11 protein-coding genes are annotated in these 17108 nt (G+C 69.5%); 7 read left to right on the forward strand and 4 right to left on the reverse strand.

Annotated elements, in window-relative coordinates; all coding sequences use genetic code 11:
* Nucleotides 1–74: 74 nt before the first annotated feature.
* The gene (locus tag ACWPXE_RS24730) at nucleotides 75–2369 is read left to right on the forward strand and encodes an NAD(P)-binding protein (RefSeq protein ID WP_454019955.1); all 2295 of its coding nucleotides are present in this window, start codon (nucleotides 75–77) and stop codon (nucleotides 2367–2369) included.
* Entirely contained in the window at nucleotides 2366–3331 is a 966-nt protein-coding gene (locus tag ACWPXE_RS24735) for an acetoacetate decarboxylase family protein (protein ID WP_454019956.1), read from the forward strand. Before ACWPXE_RS24730 ends, ACWPXE_RS24735 begins: the two co-directional genes overlap by 4 nt.
* Before the next feature lie 39 nt (nucleotides 3332–3370).
* Here ACWPXE_RS24735 and ACWPXE_RS24740 read toward each other — a convergent pair whose 3' ends face one another.
* The 4 genes from ACWPXE_RS24740 to ACWPXE_RS24755 all read right to left on the reverse strand — a co-directional run bounded on the left by ACWPXE_RS24740 (nucleotide 3371) and on the right by ACWPXE_RS24755 (nucleotide 9078).
* Entirely contained in the window at nucleotides 3371–4750 is a 1380-nt protein-coding gene (locus tag ACWPXE_RS24740) for an OmpP1/FadL family transporter (RefSeq protein WP_454019957.1), read from the reverse strand.
* A 13-nt stretch (nucleotides 4751–4763) separates the two neighbouring features.
* Complete coding sequence (locus tag ACWPXE_RS24745) at nucleotides 4764–6773, reverse strand: FAD-dependent oxidoreductase (RefSeq protein WP_454019958.1); 2010 nt, start codon at nucleotides 6771–6773, stop codon at nucleotides 4764–4766.
* Nucleotides 6774–6889: 116 nt separating this feature from the next.
* Nucleotides 6890–7687 (reverse strand): ethanolamine ammonia-lyase subunit EutC, encoded by a 798-nt coding sequence (gene eutC, locus ACWPXE_RS24750; RefSeq protein ID WP_454019959.1) that lies wholly within the window; start codon nucleotides 7685–7687, stop codon nucleotides 6890–6892.
* Nucleotides 7684–9078 (reverse strand): ethanolamine ammonia-lyase subunit EutB, encoded by a 1395-nt coding sequence (locus ACWPXE_RS24755; RefSeq protein ID WP_454019960.1) that lies wholly within the window; start codon nucleotides 9076–9078, stop codon nucleotides 7684–7686. The genes eutC and ACWPXE_RS24755 overlap by 4 nt, the downstream gene beginning before the upstream one ends.
* Before the next feature lie 487 nt (nucleotides 9079–9565).
* On the opposite strand from ACWPXE_RS24755, the gene ACWPXE_RS24760 reads away from it, so the two are divergent.
* The 5 genes from ACWPXE_RS24760 to ACWPXE_RS24780 all read left to right on the forward strand — a co-directional run bounded on the left by ACWPXE_RS24760 (nucleotide 9566) and on the right by ACWPXE_RS24780 (nucleotide 17108).
* Nucleotides 9566–11044: a phage tail tube protein gene (locus ACWPXE_RS24760; RefSeq protein ID WP_454019961.1), complete on the forward strand. Its 1479-nt coding sequence runs from the start codon at nucleotides 9566–9568 to the stop codon at nucleotides 11042–11044.
* A 136-nt stretch (nucleotides 11045–11180) separates the two neighbouring features.
* Nucleotides 11181–11633 carry a hypothetical protein gene (locus tag ACWPXE_RS24765; protein ID WP_014199165.1) on the forward strand — a complete coding sequence of 151 codons (453 nt, stop codon included), beginning with the start codon at nucleotides 11181–11183 and terminating at the stop codon, nucleotides 11631–11633.
* A 62-nt stretch (nucleotides 11634–11695) separates the two neighbouring features.
* Nucleotides 11696–12028 (forward strand): hypothetical protein, encoded by a 333-nt coding sequence (locus ACWPXE_RS24770; RefSeq protein WP_014199164.1) that lies wholly within the window; start codon nucleotides 11696–11698, stop codon nucleotides 12026–12028.
* An 86-nt stretch (nucleotides 12029–12114) separates the two neighbouring features.
* Nucleotides 12115–15384, forward strand: a complete 3270-nt coding sequence (locus ACWPXE_RS24775; protein WP_454019962.1) for a hypothetical protein — start codon at nucleotides 12115–12117, stop codon at nucleotides 15382–15384.
* Nucleotides 15384–17108, forward strand: a complete 1725-nt coding sequence (locus tag ACWPXE_RS24780; protein ID WP_454019963.1) for a hypothetical protein — start codon at nucleotides 15384–15386, stop codon at nucleotides 17106–17108. Before ACWPXE_RS24775 ends, ACWPXE_RS24780 begins: the two co-directional genes overlap by 1 nt.

The following is a 17108-nucleotide window of genomic DNA, read 5'->3' on the forward strand; positions in this document are numbered from 1 at the left end:
CCCGCAATTTCCGACGAGTGCCGCGAAATTCCGTGGCGCCGTCGCGGGGATGCCGGATCTGCCGGGGGGAGAGCATGGCGAAGACGAGAGTTGCAATTCTGGGTGGTGGCGTCGGCGCCCTCACCACGGCGCATTTCCTGTCCGACACGGACGAGAAGCGGGCACGCTACGACGTCACCATCTACCAGATGGGCTGGCGGCTGGGCGGCAAGGGCGCCACCGGGCGCGACCAGTGGAACCGCATCCAGGAGCACGGCCTGCATGTCTGGTTCGGCTTCTACAACAACGCCTTCAAGATGATCCAGGACGTCTTCGACGTCTGGAAGCGCTCGCCGGACAACACCTTCCAGTCCTGGCGCGATGTGTTGAAGCCGCAGCGCTTCACTCCCATCGGCATGGTGCTGGACGGCGGCAAGCCGGCCTATTGGCCGCTGACCTGGCCGGTGCTGGGCGGTGAGCCGGGCTCGGCCAACGTCATGCCGACCCTGCCGCAGGCCATCGCGTCGCTGGTCGGCGTGGTGCGCGACGTGTTCGAGAACTGGGACGAGCTGAGCGGCCTGATCGTCGACGGCAAGCTGGTCCACATCGACGGCCGCACCGTCGCGCCGATCCCCGTCCTGCCGCCCGACCGGCAGGTTCTTCCAGCGCCGCTCACCACCCGCTTCGCCGAGGCGATCCGCAGCTGGAAGGACCGCGAGGTCCGCCATCTGGCGCAGGCCGAGGCTCTGCTGAAGGGCGCCGCGGTGACCACCGCCAAGGACGCCGCGGTGGCCGCCCACCGGTTGATCCGGGCGCTGGCAGACGGGGCGCAAAATGGGCCTGGGTCCAACCCGTCGGCGGCTCCGCCGGTGGAGCATTTCCACGACCTGATGACGCTGTTGCGGCTGATCGAAGCCGCGGCGGCCACCCTGCCGAGCAACCATGTGGCCCGTGACCTGCTGGCCTTCGTGCTTCCCTTCACCATCGGCATCATCGCCGATTTCGGGATCGAAAAGCGCACCGCCGATTCGCTGGACGAGCTGGAATTCACCGACTGGCTGATCCGTCACGGCGGCGACGCCGAGGCGCTGAAGCAGAGCTGCTCGCTGCGCACCTGCTACGACACCTTCATGCAGTACAAGGACGGCGACTACCGTCAGCCCAACTGGGGCGCCGGCGTCGCGGCGCAGTCCTGCGTGCGCATGTTCGCCACCTGCCGCGAATCGGTGATGTGGAACATGGAAGCGGGCATGGGCGAGGTCATCATCGCGCCCATCTACCAGACCCTGCTGCAGAACGGCGTGAAGGTGAAGTTCTTCCGCCGCGTCGAGGACATCGGCCTGTCCGACGACCACGCACTGGTCGAAACCGTGCGCCTCGCCCGGCAGGTCGATCTGGCCGACGGCGGGGACGACTACCAGCCGCTGATCACCGTGCCGCTGGAGGACAAAAAGTTTCTCCTGGCTTGGCCGCTGGAGCCGCTTTGGGACCAGATCAAGGACGCCGACAAGGTCCAGGCGGCGCTCGCCACCAACAACTCCTCGCTGGAGTCGCACTGGTGCGCGTGGGAGCCGGTCGGGACCGAGACGCTGCAGCGCGGCCGCGACTTCGACGTGGCCGTCCTCGGCATCTCCATGGGCGGCTTCAAGGCGATGAACGACCAGCCGACCCTGGCGGCGGAGTTGCAGGCGGCCTCGCCGGCCTTCAACGCGATGACCAGCAACATCGGCATCATCCCGACGCTGTCCATGCAGCTGTGGTGCGGTCCAGACCTCCAGGGGCTGGGCTGGGAACCGGGCCAGCCGGCCGCCGTCGCCGGGCCGGAGCCCTGGTCGATCTGGGCGGAGATGGGGCAGACGCTGCCCTACGAGTTCCGCCCCGGCGAGACCGGCGCGCCGAAGTCGGTGCATTACATCTGCGGCGTCTGGCAGACCGGTCTGGTCGCCCGTCCGACCACCGACCTCGCGGTGCCGAAGGAGGCGCTGGACACTGTGACGGACAGCGCGGCGGAGTGGCTGGACGCCTACATGGGCAATTTCTGGCCGAAGGCGACGGTCTCCGGCCATGGCGGCGTCGGCTTCAACTGGAACGTCCTCTACGACCCGTGGAACGGCACCGGGCGGGAGCGGCTGTCGCACCAGATCATCCGCGCCAACGTCGATCCCACCGAAACGCTGCCGGGCAGCGCCGCCGGCTCCACCCAGTACCGGCTGCGCACCGACGCGAGCGGGTTCTACAACCTGTTCCTGGCCGGCTGCTGGGTCCGCACCGGCTTCAACACCTCCTGCATCGAGGCCACGGTGATGTCCGGCATGCAGGCGGCGCGGGCCATCTCCGGGACGCCGCTGTTCATCTCCGGTGAGAACTTCCTGAACGGGGCGCCGTCGTGACCGCCCCCCGCTACGTCTCCTTCGCCGGGCACGGCGAGGTGTCGATCGCCGCACCCGGCGTCTTCACCGACAGCCTCGCCACCGCCTTCGTCGTGCGCAGCAACCCGGTGAACACCCAGGCGCTGGTCGACAAGCTGCTCAACGTGGCGCCCGCCGGGGCGGTGCGCTACACGGTGGCCGGTCCGGTGGCGCTGTGCACCTTCCTGTCGGTGGGGCGCTGCACCAGCCCGACCGAGCCGTTCGGCTGGATTCCCTACCGGGAGGCCTCGCTGTGGCTGCCGCTGATCGAGCATCGGCCCGGCCAGTGGCCGCGGCTGGTGCTGTGGATGCCCTACGTCTTTCCGGACGCGACCATTCCGCTGGTCTGCGGGCGCGAGGGCTGGGGCTTCGCCAAGTCGCTGGGCCGCGTCACGCTGCCGGAGGAGGGGGCCGAGGCCCCGCGCTTCGTCTGCGAGACGACGCTGTTCCGCACCCTGTCCTCCGACTGCGAGGGGGTGTTCGCCCCCTTGCTGACCGTGGAGGGCGGGCCGTGGACCCCCGGCTCGGCGTGGCAGAGCCTTGAGGATCTCGCCGCCGACCTCGGCGACGCGCTGAAAGCCCTGCTGCGCCCCGGCGGTCTGGTCGAGGGGGTGGAGGTCGCCGTCAAGGCGGTGGAATCGCTGCTGGCCGGCACGGTGCCGGTCATCAACCTGAAGCAGTTCCGCGGCGCCCCGGACAGCGAGCTGGCCTGCTATCAGGCGCTGATCGACTGCCCGATGCACGTCGACCGCTTCCGCGGGGCGTGGCCGATGCGCGGCGACTGGACGCTGCGGGTGGCCGACTACGCCAGCCATCAGGTCATTTCGGACTTCGGCTTCACGGCCGGGCCGGACGGCAGCGCCACCGTCCATGTGGATTTCGCCATGCAGATCCACATGGACTTCCGCGCCAATCCCGGCCGGGTGGTCTGGCAGGCGGAGTGAGGGACAGGGCGCCGGCTCCGGAAAGGGCCGGCGCTCTCTTCAGAACGAGGCGCTGAGGCTCAGCGCCACGATGTCGGTACCGTTGCAGAACTTGCCCGGATTGACGGCGGAGCCGTTGGGCGGCGTGCTGTTGCTCACGCACTCCTGGAAGCCGTGGGAAAAGGCGCCGTCCAGCCGCAGCGTGTCGGAGAAGGCGTAGCCGACGCCGAAGCTGGCGTGCTTGGTGATGACCACCGGGATGACCGAGACGATGTCCTCCGCCGGGGCGATTTTGTCGGCCCAGCGGAAGCCGGCGCGCAGGGTCAGCGCGTCGGTCACCCGATAGGCGCCGCCGATGGCGAAGATGTTGATGTCGCGGTAGCGTTGCGGCAGCGTCTCCCACACCGTGCCGAGGCCCGGCACGTCGACGCGGATGTTGTACTGGCGCAGCGCCTGCGCCCAGAAGGCCCGCCGGTAGTCGAAGGCGACGGTCAGGTCGGGCCGCAGCCGGTGGCTGACGCCGACGCCGAACTCGGCGGGGAGCTGGAAATTGCCAAGCGTGTATTTCGCGGGCTGGGTCAGCCGCGACCCGTCGGGCGCCAGCACGATCACCGAGCCGTCGCCGGTCAGGTTGTTGAGCGCCGTGCGGAACTGGTAGAAGGCGCCGACGGTGGTGTCGGCCTGCGGTTTCCAGGTCAGGCCGAGCCGGCCGCTCACCCCGTCGCCCTCCACCCCGGCGCGGGTGATGGACGGGTCGAAAATGTCGAAATAGACGCCGCCGCCCATCCCGACCATGGCGCTGGCCGCGCCCAGCATCGGCCCCTGTCCGGCCAGCCGCCCGGTGGCGGCCAACGCGCCGAGCTGATCGGCCCCCTGGAGGACGCGGAAGCCGAGCCCCGCCCGCACGTAATCGACCGCTCCCGCCACCGTGACTTTCGGCGTCACGTCCCAGGCGGCGGCCAGCGGGACGCGCATGAACATCGCCTCGCTGCTGGTGCGCAACCCGCTGTCGACGCCGGAGGGCAGGCGGGCCATGAAGCTGCCCTCGCCGTAATCGGTGCCGAATCCGCCCTGTGCGTAGGCGCCCAGCCCGAGGGCCAGAGTCTCATGCCGCCAGACGAAGCCGCCCTGGGGGATGTAGTAGCCCTGGAAGGGGAAGGTGTCCTTGCCGTGCGCCACCTCGCCGGTTTGCGTCTGGGTGGCGCGCAGCCTGGTCGGGGCGGCAACCACCAGCCCGCCCTCCAGGTAGGAGGAAGAGCGCTGCGTCAGGGTCGCCGGGTTGAAGATCATGGCGGCGCCGCCGATGTCGGACGCCGCCCCGGTGCCGCCCATGCCCATGGACACGGCCCCGAATCCTTCGAAGGTGTAGACGTCGGTGGCATGGGACGGAAACGCGGCGGCCAGAGTGGCCGCCGCGGCAAACGCTGCGATTACGCGCATTGAATCAGGGTTCTCAATCGGACGGGGTGAGGTCGATGGTCTGGCGGGCGATGGCCTCGGCGGCCTGCTTTCCGGACAGGACGGCGATCTCGGCGCTGCCCGCGCTGAACCAAGTCCGCGTCCAGTCCCCCGCCAGGAAGGCATTGACGAAGCCGCTGTCGCCCGGCGTCAGGCGGGTTTCCACCGTCGCCGGGAAGCACTGCACGTAGAGTTCCGACGGGTCGAGGTTGTAGCGGTAGTAGGAGGAGTAGACCTGGCTCTGGTCGAACACGCCGTCCTTGACGGTGTTGGGCCACAGCACCCCGATGTTGGCGTTCAGCCACTCCGTGGCGTCGCGGCGGACGTCCGCGGCCATCCGCTGCGGCAGGCCGCAGGCGTAGGGCGGGGCACCGGCCGGCCAGCGGGCGGTGCCGCAGAAATACTCCACGGCCTTGACGGTGCCGGGCGGCCAGGATTCGGCGGGGATGAGGTGGCTCATCTCGCCCCAGCTGTCGAGTTCCTCGACATAGCTGGTCATGGCGGTCGGGCCGGCCTTCCAGCCCATTTCCTCGATGCTCGGCGTCATCCAGAGCTGGACCGCCTGGGTCGGCACGGCCGGGGTGACCTCGACCATCTGCTTGAAGCGCAGATTGGCGTCCATCAGCTCCGCCGCCGGGTCGGCCAGCGCGGCGGGCGGCATGGCCAGCACGACGAGATCGAAATCCTTGCCGACCTCCAGCACCGATTCCCCGGCGGTGCAATGGCAGAACACCGATTCCAGGTTGATTCCGGCGTCGCGGATCTTGTCGCCGTCGACGATCTGGCTCCAGTCCGGCTCGGACGGCCAACAGTAGAGCCACTTCCCGTCGTCGCCGTAGCCGACCTTGACGAACGGGTCATAGGCGCCGTTGACGAGATCGACCTGCCGGTTCAGGCGCACCCGCTCCACCCAGGCGCCGTTTTCGGAGGTTTCCAGCTTGGTCAGGCGGTGGAACAGCTTGATGTCCACCCCGCGCTGCTTCAGCACGAACCAAGCGGGCGTAAAGACGGTGTCGCCCATGCCGGCGTTCATCTTCCACAGCGGCGCGCCCTTGTAGGCGAAGCCCATCAGCAGAAGGATCTCCGCCGCGGCGCCGGCGGCGAAGCGCGCGTTCTCCGGCCCGTCGGTCGCTTCGCCGTTCTTATAGGAGAAGCACATGTCGTAGAGCAGGCGCACCGGGGCCGACCACGCGAAGGTGTCGGAGATGCCGTTCTTCTGCAGCCATTCGCGGAAGTCCTCGCCGTTGATGCGGTCGAAGCCGTCCTTGCCGTAGGGCAGCACGTCGGCGAAGCAGCCGATGGCGAAGGCGAGGCCGAAATCGGCGAAGCAGGCGAATTCCCAACCCTCGTCCGACAGCTTCAGCAGCGGTTCCAGGACCGCCTGGAAGCCCTTCTGGACGATCTTGAGCAGATCGACGATCAGCCCGTGGTCGAGGGCGCCGTCGCCGGCTTCCTCGATGTGGGCGCGCGCCTTCTCAAGGGCGTCCAGCCCGAGCTTCGCGGTGAGGTGGCCGGGCAGATGGTCGTGCTTGGCGACCAAGTTCTGCAGCGCACCGATCAGGAAGGCCTCAAAGCCGTTCGGGCCGAGCGACCGCGGGTCGCCGGGGGTGCCGGAGCGCTTGGGGAAATCGAGGTTCCAGGAATGCCAGCGGGTCTTGCCGAAGCGCGGGATGTCCTGCATCAGCGTCACCTGATACAGCGGGCGGAAGGCGTCCTGCCAAGTCTGGAAGGCGTAGTCGGCGGGCTCGTCCCACTCCGCGTAGGCGCCGCGCACCATCCGGAAGGCGTTGTCGTAGAAGCCCAGGAAGATGTGCAGCCCGTGCTCCTCGATGCGCTGGCCCTGCTTGGCGTTGCGGCCGCTGGCCCCCTTGCCGCCCAGCCGCCAGCCGTGGCTGACCAGCGTCACGTCGAACTTCTCGCGCAACGCCTCGGTCGCCGTGAGAGTCAGCGCGGCGGACACGCCCCCAAGCCCGCCGCCCAGCACCAGCACACGCGTCTTTCCCATCGCAGCCACCCCGAGCCCCCGGTTGTTTTGCCGGGGGATTGTGCTTGGCATCGCCGCTTGTCGCAATGGCATTAAGACGAATGCGAACATTCCGCCGCCGCACCGGTGCGGATCGGTTACGGAGCGCCGTCGCCCGGCAGGACCGGAGGGGTGGCGGGAGCCGCGCTGTCGAGCAGGATACCCGACCGCCGCTGGGTGAACATCGCGCTGAGCAACGCGGCCGCCTGGGCGGCGGCGGCGGTGGGGGCGAGGCCGCCGACTCGGACGTTGGAGATGCAGTTGCGCTCGCTGTCCACCCGGCCGGGCCGCGGTTCCCAGGTCAGATAGAGGCCCAATGAATCGGCGGCGCTCAGTCCCGGCCGCTCGCCGATCAGGACGACGCTCGCCCGCGCCTGGAGCAGCGCGCCGACCGGATCGCCCAGCGCCACCCGCGCCTGCTCCGCCACCACCACCGGCCCGACCCGCAGCCCGGCCGCCTGGAGCTTCGGGATCAGGGCTTCCAGCACCGCGACGGCGTTGGCCTGCACGGCGGTGCCGCTCAGCCCGTCGCCGACCACCAGCACGACGTCGGGGGCGCGGACCGGCTCCGACAGGCGGCGCTGCGACTCCTCCGACAATTGCCGGCCGAGGTCCGGGCGCTTCAGGTAGGCGGCGCGGTCGGGCGCCGCGCTGGTCACCGGCACCGCCGGCCAGCCGCGCTCCTCCAGCGCCACCAGCAGAGCCGCAACGTCGAGCGGGGTGTGCACCGCATCGCGCGCCCGGGCGTGGGCGGCCTGGAAGGCGAGGTGGGCGGCGGTGGGCAGGCCGCTTCCGGCGTGGCCCAGCGCGATCCGCGCATCGGTGTGGCGGCGCAGATGCGCCCAGCGATCAGGCTGGGCCGGGGAGGAAAGGGGCACCGGTTCGGACTCGGTCATGGCTGCTCCTCCGGCAGGGGCAAGGCGGGCAGAAGGGACGACGCGGCGGGGTCGAAGCGCAGGCGCCCGGCGGAATCGGTGATGCCGGCGGCCTGCTGCCACGCCTCGAACTCCGGCGCGGGGCGGCGGCCCAGCACCTGACGCACATAGAGCGCGTCGTGGAAGGAGGTGCTCTGGTAGTTCAGCATGATGTCGTCGGCCCCCGGCACCCCCATGATGAAGGTGCATCCGGCCACGCCGAGCAGGGTCAGCAGGGCGTCCATGTCGTCCTGGTCGGCCTCCGCGTGGTTGGTGTAGCAGACGTCGCAGCCCATCGGCAGGCCGAGCAGCTTGGCGCAGAAATGATCCTCCAGCCCGGCGCGGGTGATCTGCTTGCCGTCGTAGAGGTATTCCGGCCCGATGAAGCCGACCACCGTGTTGACCAGAAGCGGCCGGTAGCGGCGGGCGACGGCGTAGCAGCGCGCCTCCACCGTCTGTTGGTCCACCCCCTCGTGCGCGCCGGACGACAGTTCGCTGCCCTGGCCGGTCTCGAAATACATCAGGTTGTCGCCGACCGTGCCGCGGTTCAGCGCCCGTCCGGCCTCCCACGCCTCGTCCAGCAGGGCCAGCGAGACGCCGAAGGCGCGGTTGGCGGCCTCCGTCCCGGCGATGGACTGGAAAACCAGATCGACCGGCGCCCCGCGCTCCATGGCCCGCAGCGCCGTGGTCACATGGGCCAGCACGCAGGACTGGATCGGCGCGCCGGTGCGCAGGCGAAGCTCCTCCAGCATCTCCAGGAGGGTGGTCATCGCCTCCACGCTGTCGGTTGCCGGGTTGATGCCGATCACTGCGTCGCCGCTGCCGTACATCAGCCCGTCGAGGACGCTGGCCGCGATGCCGCGCGGGTCGTCCACCGGGTGGTTGGGCTGCAGGCGGGTGGAGAGGCGCCCCGGCAGACCGATGGTGTTGCGGAATCGCGTGACGACGCGGGTCTTGGCGGCGACGGCGATCAGGTCCTGCAACCGCATGATCTTCGACACCGCCGCGACCATTTCCGGCGTCAGGCCGGGGGCGAGCGCCGTCAGGGCCGCCGCGTCGGCCTCCTCCGACAGCAGCCAGTCGCGGAATCCGCCGACGGTCAGATGGGCGACCGGGGCGAAGGCGGCGCCGTCATGGCCGTCGACGATCAGCCGTGTCACCTCGTCCGTCTCGTAGGGAACGACCGCCTCGGTCAGGAAATGGCGCAGCGGCAGGTCGGCCAAGGCCATCTGCGCGGCCACCCGCTCCGCGGCGCTGGCGGCGATCAGCCCGGCCAGCGCGTCGCCCGAGCGCGGCGGCGAGGCGCGGGCGAGCAGCGTCTTCAGATCGGGAAACCGGTACCGCGTCCCGGCCAGAGTGTGGGCGAATGCCATGGCGTCCCCTTTTCCCCTTGTCGGTTCGTCCGTTCGACCCGCCGCCGTAGAGTTTGGCGATGCCGCCGCGCCCCGTCCAGCGCCCGCCCGAGCATCGACGTATCGATGATCCCGACCGCCGGACCTGGACCGCGCCGTTGGCGGTGAATATGGCGTTCGGGCGATGTCGCCGAAGCCTCTGCTGGGCGGGGCAAGAAAGTGCTTTACAAAGCAAGGAATATAATCCAATCTATAGGAGACAATGCGTTACCCGCGCCCGCCCGGCTCCGCCGCGGCGGGCGTCGTTGTTTTGATCGTGCGTCTCCTCGCCGGGGTGGAACCCGTGTTCCCGCCGGCGGAGGAACCCAAGGACCTGGGCGTTCCCTTTGCCCCATCGGGCGAACCGGAACGGCACGATCCCAACGGAGGGGCCGTCCCACGACCGGTCCCATCCGCCGTCAAGCCGCCTTCAGGCGGCTTTTTTCATGGCCGAAAGGAGCCGTTCAACATGACCAGTTCGAACCGGGTGCGCCTCGCCGGTGTCCTCGAAGCGGTGCCCGGCACCACCCCCGTCACCCCGCGCCTGCGCCAGCAGCGGGTGACCTCGATCGGCCTGACCTACAAGACCGATTATGAGGAATCCGGGGAACTGCGCGACGACCGCATGAACGCCGATCCGCTGAGCGTCGGCCAGAGCAACGGCGGCCAGATCGGCATCGAATGGCATTATCCGGTGCCGGGCAGCCTCCTCGACTCCGAGATCGCCAGCGCCTTCTGCGCCGACTGGGTGAACACGCCGTTCCGTGACAACGATGGCCTGCCGGCGTCGGCGGTGACCTCGGTGAGCGCCGATGCGCAGGTCGTCGCCGTGACCGACGGCCCGGCCTTCGCGGCCGGCCATCTGGTGCGCTTCACCGGCTTCGAGGCCGCCAACAACGGGGTGCGCAAGGTGACGGCCGGCTCCGCCACCTCTCCGGCCTTCGCGGGTGGCGGCCTGCTGGACGAGGCCGCTCCGGGCGCCGCGGCGCGGCTGAAGGTGGTGGGGTTCGAAGGTGCCTCCGGGGATCTCGCCACGACGCTGACCGGCCTCGGGTCCACCGTTCTCGACTTCACCACGCTGGGCCTGTCGGTCGGGCAGTGGATCAAGATCGGCGGGACGACCGACGCCTACCGTTACGGCACGGCGGCGTGCAACGCCTGGGTCCGCATCGTCGGTATCGCTCCGCATGAGCTGGCCCTGGACAACCGGCCGGCCGGCTGGGCGGTCGATGCCGGCCCCGACAAGACGATTCGCGTCTGGCACGGCGACGTCATCAAGAACGGGTCGCTGGTGCGTTCGGTGACGCTGGAGCGCGGCTTCATGGAGCAGAACCCGCCGAGCTTCATCGCCCAGACCGGCATGCGGGTGAACAGCCTGGAATTCGGCGGCGAAGCGAAGAAGCCGGCGACCGGGACGGTGGCCTTCATGGGTATGAAGGGCGGCTCGTCCGGCGTCGCGCTCGACGTTGCGCCGGCCGACGCTCCGGACATGGTCGACTATCCGGCGATGGCCTTCTCCGCGAACTGCGGCCGGATCGGCGTCGGCGGAGCGGCGCTGGGCAATCCCGACTGGGCCCGCGCCATCAAGTTCACGGTCACCAACAACCTGAGCACCCGCGACGCGCTGTCCGACGGCGACGGAACCGCCCCGGCGGCGGTGGCGATCCGCGATGGCGCCTGCGACGTGAAGGTGGAGCTGGACACCTATTTCGGGTCCCGCGCCCTGCTGTCGCGGATCGAATCCGGCGAGAAGATCGGCGTCAACTGCCGCCTGCAGAAATGCGGCCGGGCGATGATCTGGGAGTCGCCGCGCCTCACCGCCCGTGAGGGCGATCCGGGCGTCGGCGGCAAGAGCCAGGACGTCACGCTGCCGGCGCAGCTGACCGCCTCGCGCGATCCGCTGACCAACGCGCAGCTGATCCTGAACCGGATCGAATTCTTCCAGTAACCGGCCTCCCGGCGACCAACGGGAACGAGGCTGCCCCACCGGGCGGCAGACGGTTCGCGCGAACCGGGGCGGGCGTTTGGTCGGCGCCCGCCCGCTTGCGCGCATCCCGACCAACGACCAAGCACGAGAGACGCTCATGACCTTCGAACATGTTTCGCACGGCCTGCCGGCCGCCGCCCCGCAGACCGACGACCTCGGCGACCTGCTGGTGGATGAGCGCGTTGCGCGCGACGGCGTGTGGATCACCCCGGACCCCGACCGCAGCCTGCGCATCAGGACAAAGGGCCTGCCGGACGCCTACTACGACGCCCAGGCCCGACAGCAGCGCCAGGCGGCCAAGGGCTTCAACGGCGACACCAACCGGTTGCCGGTGTCGCACAAGCGCCGGATCAACGCCCGCTGCCTGATCGACCACAGTCTGGTCGACGTGGAGGGTTGCGTCATCGGCGGCCGCGAGCTGCCCTTCGCCGAATTCTGCGACCTGATCCTGGAGCCGCGCGGCGCCAGGCTGCTCGACCTCGCCTTCGGTGCGGCCACCACGGCGCAGGACGGCAAGGCCGAGGAGTTGGAGGCCGCCCGGGGAAACTGACCGCGGCGCTGCGGGACTGGCTCGACCGACGGGCCGAGACCGACGACCTGCTGGACGAGCTGATGGATGAGGATCCGGACGCCGTGGCGATCGTCGCGGCGCGCCGGGCCGGGCTCGGGGAGGCGGTGGAGGTCGAGCCCTGGTGCCGATGGGTCTGGCGCGCGTGGCACGACCTTGCCGACGACCGGCATTGGCGGCCGGGCGGACTCGGTCCGGCCATGCCCTGCCGGATTCCCTGGTCGGTGGTGACGGCCTACGCCGACCGCAACGCCGTCGACGCCGACCTCCTGCGGACGCTGCTCCATCACATGGACGAGCTGTACCTCGCCTGGTGGGCCGAGACGTCCAGGCAGAGCGCCGCCCAGACCGGCGGCGAGGCCGGGGAGGGAGCGTGAGCAACGCCCCCTCCATCCTGCCCGCCACGCCGCCCCACCGGCGGATTCGTCCGCCCTGATCATCACCTCTCGCCGCTGAGGCAGCCATGGCAGCAGAACAGCTGGTCGTCGGCTACGACGACTGGATATCCACCACCGTCCGCGCGACCAAATCCGGTGAGCAGCTTGCCCGCCAGTACGGGGATGTCGAACGGCTCACGACCAAGGTGACGGCGATCACCAGCCGCTTCGCGGATGAACTCACCAATCTGGAAGCCAGCGAACACGCGCTGGCCGACAAGGAACGGCTTCGCGCGGCCATCCTGTCCCAGCAGGACGCCGCCGTCCGGAAGGCCACCGCCGCGCACGAGCGGTGGGTGGCCGGCATGCGGGCGGCGGAAGCCGCCGCCGGCGCCCAGGCGGCCAGCACCGCCACCGCGACGGCCTCCGCCGGGTCCTGGGCCGGTGCGATGGCCAAAATCCACGAGAGCGCCGCCCAGGCCGCCGCTAATCTCAACGGTCCGGCCTTCGAGGCGCTGTCCGGCCGGATCGGAGACCTGACCAAGGCGCAGGGCTCCACGGGGTCTCTCCAGACCGCCGCGGTGCGGCAATCGGCCCCGGTGCAAACCAGTTCCGCCGGTGAAAAACGCGATGCCCCGGTTGCCGCCGCCAATAATTCGTCGGCCAATCCGAAGAAAGCCGAGGAAGCAGTTAATAAGGCCGGGATTGCTCTGGCCGAAAAGCTGGAGAAGGCGTTCGACAGCATGGGTGACACCCTGGTGAAGGCGTTCGTCACCGGCAAGACTGCGGCGCTGGACTGGGGCAAGACCACGAAGGCGATCATCGGTGAACTCGCCATCGATCTGGTCAAGATGGCGGCCATTCAGCCGCTGAAGAACGCGTTCTTCGGAACCAGTGGTCCAACGCTGTGGGGTGCCTTTGCGACATCGGGCAACAGCCCAGCCCAGGGTGGCAGCAATCCAACCGGGCAGGTTTCCTCCATGGCGAGCAATTGGGCCGGGGGGAAAGCGCTGTCATGGGTGGGAGACAAGTTGGGGCTGTCTGGACTTTACGACAGTGTGATGAACACCACACTTTGGGGCGGCACGGTGGCATCGGCGGCCTTGCCCGGCAGCATCACCGGCAGTGGGTCTATCGCCATGGGTTCGGTGACCGGTGGCGGAGCGCATGCCGCCGGTGTGGCTGCTTTGCCAGGCGGGATGACCAATGCGATGGCTGGTGCCGGGAATACAACCGTAGGCCTGGGAAGCGTCCCGTCCGGTGCAAGCACAGGCGGAGCGACCATTGGAGGCGTCCTCGGCTCGGCTGGGGTTGGCTTTGCGGCTGGTTCGTTGTTCGGCGGCTGGGCCGGCACTCAAAGCAACAGCAAGGTGGTGGGGGCCGGGGCTGGAGCCTTGTCTGGTGCGGCAGCCGGTGCGGCCTATGGTTCAGTCGTTCCTGGCATCGGAACGTTGGCCGGTGCCGTGGTCGGTGCCGTCGCCGGTGCATTGGGCGGCGGCATCGGTGCGCAGAAAGCCTCCGTCGGCCCGAACGCCGCCGCGACCTTGCGGGTCGAGAACGGCAAGCTGGTCCGGATCGGCGCCGATGCGGACAACGGCGGGAGCACCGACCGTGTGGTGGCGGTGACCGATGCCGTGGCCACCGCGGTCAACACCATGACCCAGCTCGGTGTGCAGGTCCGCGAGGGGCAGCAGTATTTCTTCGTGGACGGTGGCCCCAAGGTCGTGAACAACGGCAAAAAGGCCCAGACACCCGAAGCGTTCATCCGCGAGGTGATGGGCACGCTGACCGCCGATGGGCTGGTCGGCAAGGCCCTGGCGTCCGATGCCGCGCAGAACAGCGGCGATCTGAACAAGATCGTCCAGGGGCTGTCGCTGGCCAAGGCGATCGAGCAGACGAATTCGGCTCTGTCCAACCTCGACACGTCGCTGCACGCGGTCCAGAAATCGGCCTTTGCGGCGACCGCCGAGAGCCTCCAGCCGATGGTCGACCAGTTCAGGCTGGCGCAGGAGTTCGGCCTGGAAGCGGATTACGCGTCCATGGCAACGGGCCAGCTGACCGCGATCCTGGACAACATCCGGGACCCGGTGCAATGGCAGACGGTGCAGGTGGCGGTGGCGGAGCTGGACGGGCAGATGGCCGCCTTCCGCGATCAGGTGGGGAAGGTGAATCCCGCCCTGGTCGGCCTGATCAACGATGTCGAAGCCGCCGCGAAGGAGAAGATCTACGGCGATTACCGGAAGACGTTCGACGCCGGGCTGAACAGCGCCCGCGGAGCCGACTACCTGAACCAGCTGACCGACGTCCGGACCTGGTGGAACAACAATTGGGCCAACAGCCTGATGTCGGGCCGCAACCCGAACGACATGTACGAGGCCCAGGCTAAGGCGATCTTTGCCGGCCTCGACGTCAACCAGCTGGGAAAGGCGGTCGAGTATTTCGCTCAGCTCGACCCGGTGATGTCGGGGCTGGCTGCCGCGGCGCGCGACATCGCCCGCCAGGACTCCCTGGCCGGCCTGGATCAGCGCTACCGGGCCGCCCAGGTGGCGTTGGGCCAGCTGTCCCAGGCGGAGTTCGACCGTTACCAGACCGAGCTGGAGCAGGCGCGGGAGCTGTCGGCGGTCACCGATCCGGTCGTCCGCGCCCGCCTGCAGGAGGTGCAGACTCTCGAGAAGCAGGCCCAGGCTTATGAAAAGGCGCGGCAGTCCGGAGAATCGCTCACCGACTGGCTGACCAACAAGCTGGGCACCAGCTCCGCCGGGGTCTCGGCGTCCACCGCCTACACCAACGCGCTGGGCGCGTACCAGACGGATCTTGCGAAGGCGGCCGCCAACGACAACGACGCGCTGGGACGGATGGCCAGCACCGCCGATCGTCTGCTGACCGCCTACACCGATTATTTTGGCAGCCAGGGCGCCACGGCCTTCTGGCAGAAGATCATGGGGGAGGTCGCCAACCTTCCGGCCGTCAAATCCTACGACAGCTCCATCGTCGACGCGATCAACCGGCTTCCCCATGGCGCCGGCGGACCGGCCACCGGCCTCACCATGGTCAACGACGCCGGGCCGGAGCTGATCCGGCTGCCGACCGGCTCGATGGTGATGACCAGCCGGGCCAGCGTCGATTTCCTGCGGCGCGGCGGCGGCACCACAACCACGATGCCCGCCCCCGACACCGCGGTGGTGGAGACGCTGCGGCAATTGCTCCGCGCGGTCGTCTTCAACGGCGCCGACCTGACCACGGTCCTCGAAGGGCTGAAGGACAGCGGCTTGCGCCAGGAGAAGGCGCTGGCCGCGCTGCGCGGCCAGTTCAAGCGGGCCGGCGACGCCGGCACGCTGCCGGGGCGCGCGGCCTGATGCGTGTCTTCCTCGTCCGGATCGAGGAGCAGCCCTTGACCGTGACGGAACCGGCGCCGCTCGATCTGAGCGGCGTCGTCCGTCCGCCGCCCCGCGTCGAAGCGGGGCGGTCCCTGGCCATGGTCCGCGCCTTCACCCGCCGGCCGGTCTGGCGCCCCCCGGTGCCGACCGCCGTTCCGCCGCCGTTGCGGGCCTCCGCCCGCACCACCCTCGCCACCGTCCAGGGGTACGTCATGTTCGGCGCCTCTCCCTTCGGCGCGGCCCCCTTCGGCGCCCGCCGCGACCGCCTGTCCCTCGCCATCGGAGACGTCATGCTGCGTTACGGGACCATGAATTACATCGACCGCGACCACAGGGAGTTCGAGGACGGGTTGCGGACCCCCTCCTTCAGCCGCACGCTCCTGACCGGTGGCACGGTCGGCGGCTGGGCCAACGCCAGCCTCGGCGACCTCGAACTGGACAATCTGGAGGGCGAGCGCAGCGACCTGCTGCGGCGCGTCGCCGTCGACGGGCGTCCGGTCGAGGTGCTGCAGCCGCGGCCCGACGGGACGACCGAGGTGGTCTTCGAATGCACGGCCCGGGACATCGTGCCCGGCGACGACGACACGGTGCGCATCCGGCTGCGGGATTGGGATTACCTGCTCGACAAGCCGGCCCAGACCGCCACCTACCCGGACGACGCCCCGCCGGAAATCGCCAACCGCCGCCGGCCCTTCGGCTATGGCCCGTGCAACAACGTGACGCCGACCCGGATCGCAACGACGGTTCCGGCCTATCAGTTCAACGACGGCCCGTCGCGCGCCCTGCGGGCGGTCTATGTCGCCGGCGTCCCGCAACTGCCCACGGACCTTGCGGCCATCGATCTGGCGGCCTCGACCTTCACGCTGGCGGCGGAGCCGGCGGGCGACGTGACCTGCGATTTCGACGGTCTGGTTGTGGACGGGGTGTATCTCAACACCACCGCCCTGGTGATCGACGATCTGGCCTTCCGGCGCGGCGGGCTGCCGGCGACGCGGAAATCCGTCCGCCATTTCGAGCGTTTCGCGGCCGACATGCCCGGCGAGGTGCAGCTTTACGTCTCCCACGGCGAGGAGCCGACCGTCCTGTCGCTGATCCAGCGCCTTCTGGCGCCTTGCGGCTGGGGGGCGTTCTCGTGGCGCGGCCAACTCCAGGTCGGTGTCTGGAAGGTGGCGACGGGATCCCCGCGCTGCCTGCTCTCCAAGGCCGAAGGGACGCTGATCAGCCTGCAGCCGGCCGAGCTTCCCACGGAGGTCTATCCGCCGCCGTGGCGGTTGCGCGGCGGCTACGACCGCAACTGGACGCCTCAGACGGCCAGCCAGCTCAAGGGCGACGACACCCCCGGCGCGGCCGACCCCGTCGGCGGGCCGGAGCGGCGCCGCTGGCTGGCGCGTGGGCAGGAGATCGCGGAAGCGAAGGACGAGGTCACCCGCGACCGCCTTCATCTGGGCGCGCAGGATCCGGCCGTCGTGGAGACCTGCCTCGCCGACAAGATCGGCTGCGAAACCGTCCTGCAGGCGTCCCTGGCCCACTGGCTCGGCAACCGGGCCCATTACCGGGTCGTGCCCGACACGCCCCCCTTCTTCTTCGACATCGGGGACGAGGTGGCGATCCAGTGGGACGGCCATGGCCTGGAGGGCGGCCAGATCGGCGTGGTGGCGGAAGTCGCCGAGGGCGAATGGACCGAACTGGTTATTGAGGTGTGA

This window comes from Azospirillum sp. Marseille-Q6669 (assembly GCF_965111635.1).